This window comes from Campylobacter showae CC57C (assembly GCF_000344295.2).
Classification (GTDB): Bacteria; Campylobacterota; Campylobacteria; order Campylobacterales; family Campylobacteraceae; genus Campylobacter_A; species Campylobacter_A showae_B.
The window spans coordinates 1-3,993 of sequence record NZ_AOTD01000085.1; the positions used below are offsets into that span (position 1 = coordinate 1).

Sequence of the window (3,993 nt, forward strand, 5' to 3'; positions counted from 1 at the left end):
AAAGTCTTGTGCGGATGCTACATAATACCGCAATTATCACGCTCATGCTATGTTTTTTACCAATGGTCAAAATCAAAGAGAGTATGCCGACACAAAAATAGCAATGGACATAGGATATTACTGGACTAATGTGGTTACTAAGGGCAAGGGGTATTATAATAACTGCAATATGAATACTTACAAGCACAACGGTATTGGTAGAATTTTATACAATGACAAAACAAGGATAAAAAATTTAAAAGAAAATGTGGCTCCTTACTTTTGCAAAGGCGAACAAAATATCACAACCCCTGATGGAAAGTGTATTAGAGCGTTACGGCGTGGTCTAATGCCAAGAAAAACCAATAAGGGCAGACCAAGAAAATACAATAAAAACATTAATTAAGCAGACATAAAATATGTTATAATCGCATATATCAAAAACAATGCAAAAATAGAAGGAAGCAAGAGACAAACTAGTTTTTGTAAATTTAATAAAATATTTGCATGTGAATTTTGAAGAATTATTATTTGCAATATTTTAACGAAATATAAGTTAAGTATCTACTTAAAAATATTAATTAAAGGAAAATAGAATGAAAAAGTTTATTGTTGCGTTATCGCTATTAACAGGAACACTATTCGCAAACGGTAATGTGGGGTACATATCTACTGCAGTAGATGACGCATTCCATTATGAGGATGGTAAAAAAGAGGTTAATAGTGAGATCGGTTTTGTGCTATGTACAGATAGAGCTAAAACACCATATTGTATTGTAAGTAAAGGTGGTGTTAACTGGGACGACATAGAAGCATTGGTAGCTAAGAATGGCGAAACATTTAAAGATGAATACGATCTATCACCAGATGACTACACTATGACGTGGCGCGGAGTTATAGTGGGCTGGTACGCTATGTATGGTAGACACTACGACGGTAGAACTGAAGATACAGCTACATCGCTTAAATATAGAACTGGTAGGATAATAGCTCCTAGCGACTTAATGTTTGTACATAAAAACAAGGTAAATGAAGTAGTAGCCATTGAAGCAGATGGCGTAAAGATGTCTATAGATAAATACCTAGAAACATACTTAATGTCTAACAAGAGATCGTCTGTAATGGATGCTGTTAACGAGGCCGCTGACGAGGTAGCTAAAGAAAACACTCAACGACAACAGTATGAAGTAGAGCAAGCTACAGAACCAGTGATAGAACTAAAAGTCGGCAATTATGTAGAAGTGCTTACGCGGGCGTCTCTTGCAACACTTATTATTACAGCAGTAGACAACGACGTAAGCATAAATAGTATAATTCTTAATAGAGGTAATTGTTCTGTACAAGATAAAATTGGAAACATTTTTACAGGAAAATTTGAGAAAGTATTTCCCATGAAAATGCAATATGGTCAACAGAGGAAATTAGGTACCTACTGCCAAAATATAAAAGAGGTAGTGATCGAAACCAATAAAGGAACATGGACGTTCACTGTAAATGATTAAAATAATAAGATCTGGTAACCTATTATGGTTACCAGATCTATATTTTTTATTGTTTCTCGATATAATCTATAATATCAGTATAAGCTAAAGCTACGTTAAATAGCATATAGTTGTTTTATTCTTATTTAGCTCAAATGCTTTACTTTTAAGCAATGAGATGATTGTTATGGAACTGAACTAAATAAAACACTACTTGGAATATTCACTATTGATAACACTTTTGACATAAGCAAAAAAGAACTCTTTTTAGATGGTAAAGTCTATATAGCAAATGTAGTAGTTTAGCTCTTAATCCTAGATCAACCAAGCCAAAAAAATTAATAAAGTCACTTCTTAAAACATATGAGCTTAAACAATAGATAAAAAGATTAAGAACTATTTATCCAAACATAAGTAAGGATAATTATATTATCTACTAAGTGTTGTATTTGTAAAGCAAGTTGTGAAAATATTATAAAAACCACTAAAGACTATTGCTAATAGTGAACAAAAACATTTTTATATCATATTTTAAGCTATAAATTATACTTTATTAGATACTATTTTAAGTATAAAAGGAGCTAAAATGCAAACAATACAAGCAAAATACACAGCCAGTATGAGCGAGCTTAAAAAATCTCCAGCACAAATTTTAAAACAAGCTGGAGATGAAGTAGTAGCCATACTAAACCACAACATACCGAGTGCATATCTAGTGCCTAGCCACGTCTATGAAAAGATGATGGAAGCGTTAGATGAGATGAAATTTGGCAAAGAAGTCACAACTGCACTAAAAAGTGGCGAAAAGCCAGTGAGGGTTAGCCTAGATGAGCTATGAGCTAGAATTTCTACCAAGTGCTTTAAAACAATAACATAAGCTTGATAATAGAATAAAATCTCAGTTTAAGAAAAAACTCTCACAAAGACCATAGGAGCCAAAAGTCGCTAAAGACAAGCTGTCAGGCTGTGAAAATATCTACAAGATAAAACTACGTGTGCTAGATATAGACTGGCTTATGAAGTAATAGATGAGCGAGTGGTTGTGCTGGTACTTTGTCGTCGGCAAGAGAGAAAATAATAAAGTGTACGATGAACTAAACAGCCGGACTAAGTAAATTTTACTACAATAGCCCTGCTGACAGCCATAATATCAATTTATTATTTTACTCTTTTGAAGAAATCATCCAGACTCTCAGCGGCCACTTCTCGCCTTACTTTTGAATATCTCTTTGTAACATTTATAGAAGTATGTCCTAAAATAGAGGCTATTTGCTCTAATGTTTTACCCTCTGAAACCAAAACCCCGCCTATCAAGTGTCTCAAATCATGAATTCTTATCCTAATCCCCACCTTTGCAAGTACCTTTTCCCAGTGTGGTCTTATTGTGTTTTTATCTATTTTTTTGCTTCTATCTTTTATTGAGTGAAATATATAGCCGCTACTTTGCCTGTCTATATTGTCAAGAGTCTCTATTAGCTCCGCACTTAGCTTATAAGTCATTGGCTTTCTGACCTTGTTATTTTCGTATCTTATATTGTAGACCCCATTAGCTAAATTTATATCCCTCCACTCTAAACTCAACACTTCATTTAGTCTTCTTCCGTGTGAAAGCCAAACAAATATACTCCTATACGGCTCTGCCGGATAACTATATAACGTTTCATACAGCTCTTTTATCTTTTCATCGTCTAGCTCAATGTTAACTTGGTTGTCAAATTTCGGTATCTGGATCAAGCTTGCAGGATTTGTCTTTACCGTGCCTTCTAAAACATATAGATTAAACATTGGACGAAGAGCTTCTTTAACGGATTTTGAGGTTCTAGGGCTCATACCTAAATCTAGCATTTTATTCACTATGCTTTGCAGCATTTCGGTGGTAATGTGGGTTATAGGCGTTTTGGCTAGCTTAGAATCAGACAGTATCCATTTATTTGTAAATAGATTATAGGAAGCAAGCGTATTTGAGGATAGTTGATTTTTCTTCATATCCATATATCTGCCCCACGCCTGACTTAATGTCGGTATTTTTATTTTTATCTCTTTATGCTTACCCTCTTTGAGCTTGCTCAAAAGCCCTTCTCTTTTTGACGCCACCTCCTTAATTGCTTGCAAGAAAGTGATTTTTTTATTAAAGGAATATGTTTTCTTTGTTTGAGTTCTCATGCCGCTAATATTTACAATAGTAATTCTTAATATCAGTTTATAGTCTCTACTAATGTAAGTTGGAGCTTTTACGATCTCTTTTCCAGCGAACAAATCGTCATTATTTACAAAATATATGTTTTTACAATCCGCTTTATCAAGTTTGACTTTAATCAGCTTATCCGCCACAGCAAAATCCTATATCTATATGATCAAATTTTTGTTAGGGTACACATTAGGGTACACATTTTTATAGCAAATTGTATAAAATTGTCGCTTATAAGGAAATTATAAATATACTAAAATAGCGTAAAATAGGGTATTTATAGAAAGTTATAATAATCTATAGTTTAGTAAAGGCCCAGACTCAAAATCTGGTAAGGGCAACCTT

General features: G+C 33.6%; 4 protein-coding genes. 3 read left to right on the top strand and 1 reads right to left on the bottom strand.

Going from position 1 to position 3,993, the window contains the following annotated elements:
• Positions 1–49: 49 nt before the first annotated feature.
• From H740_RS03360 to H740_RS03370, 3 genes are all read left to right on the top strand, one after another.
• A complete protein-coding gene (locus H740_RS03360) occupies positions 50–385 on the top strand; it encodes a hypothetical protein (RefSeq protein ID WP_002951302.1) in 336 nt (111 codons plus the stop codon).
• A gap of 190 nt (positions 386–575) precedes the next feature.
• A complete protein-coding gene (locus H740_RS03365; RefSeq protein ID WP_002951303.1) occupies positions 576–1,481 on the top strand; it encodes a hypothetical protein in 906 nt (301 codons plus the stop codon).
• A gap of 565 nt (positions 1,482–2,046) precedes the next feature.
• Positions 2,047–2,298 carry a type II toxin-antitoxin system Phd/YefM family antitoxin gene (locus H740_RS03370; protein WP_002951304.1) on the top strand — a complete coding sequence of 84 codons (252 nt, stop codon included), beginning with the start codon at positions 2,047–2,049 and terminating at the stop codon, positions 2,296–2,298.
• Positions 2,299–2,618: 320 nt separating this feature from the next.
• On the opposite strand, the gene H740_RS03375 is transcribed toward H740_RS03370, so the two are convergent.
• Positions 2,619–3,791 carry a site-specific integrase gene (locus tag H740_RS03375; protein WP_002951305.1) on the bottom strand — a complete coding sequence of 391 codons (1,173 nt, stop codon included), beginning with the start codon at positions 3,789–3,791 and terminating at the stop codon, positions 2,619–2,621.
• Positions 3,792–3,993: the final 202 nt, after the last annotated feature.

What these genes read in the sequence shown, in the direction of transcription:
- H740_RS03360 (WP_002951302.1), top strand. Translation starts at nt 50, where the DNA reads ATGTTTTTTACCAATGGTCAAAATCAAAGAGAGTATGCCGACACAAAA.
- H740_RS03365 (WP_002951303.1), top strand. Translation starts at nt 576, where the DNA reads ATGAAAAAGTTTATTGTTGCGTTATCGCTATTAACAGGAACACTATTC.
- H740_RS03370 (WP_002951304.1), top strand. Translation starts at nt 2,047, where the DNA reads ATGCAAACAATACAAGCAAAATACACAGCCAGTATGAGCGAGCTTAAA.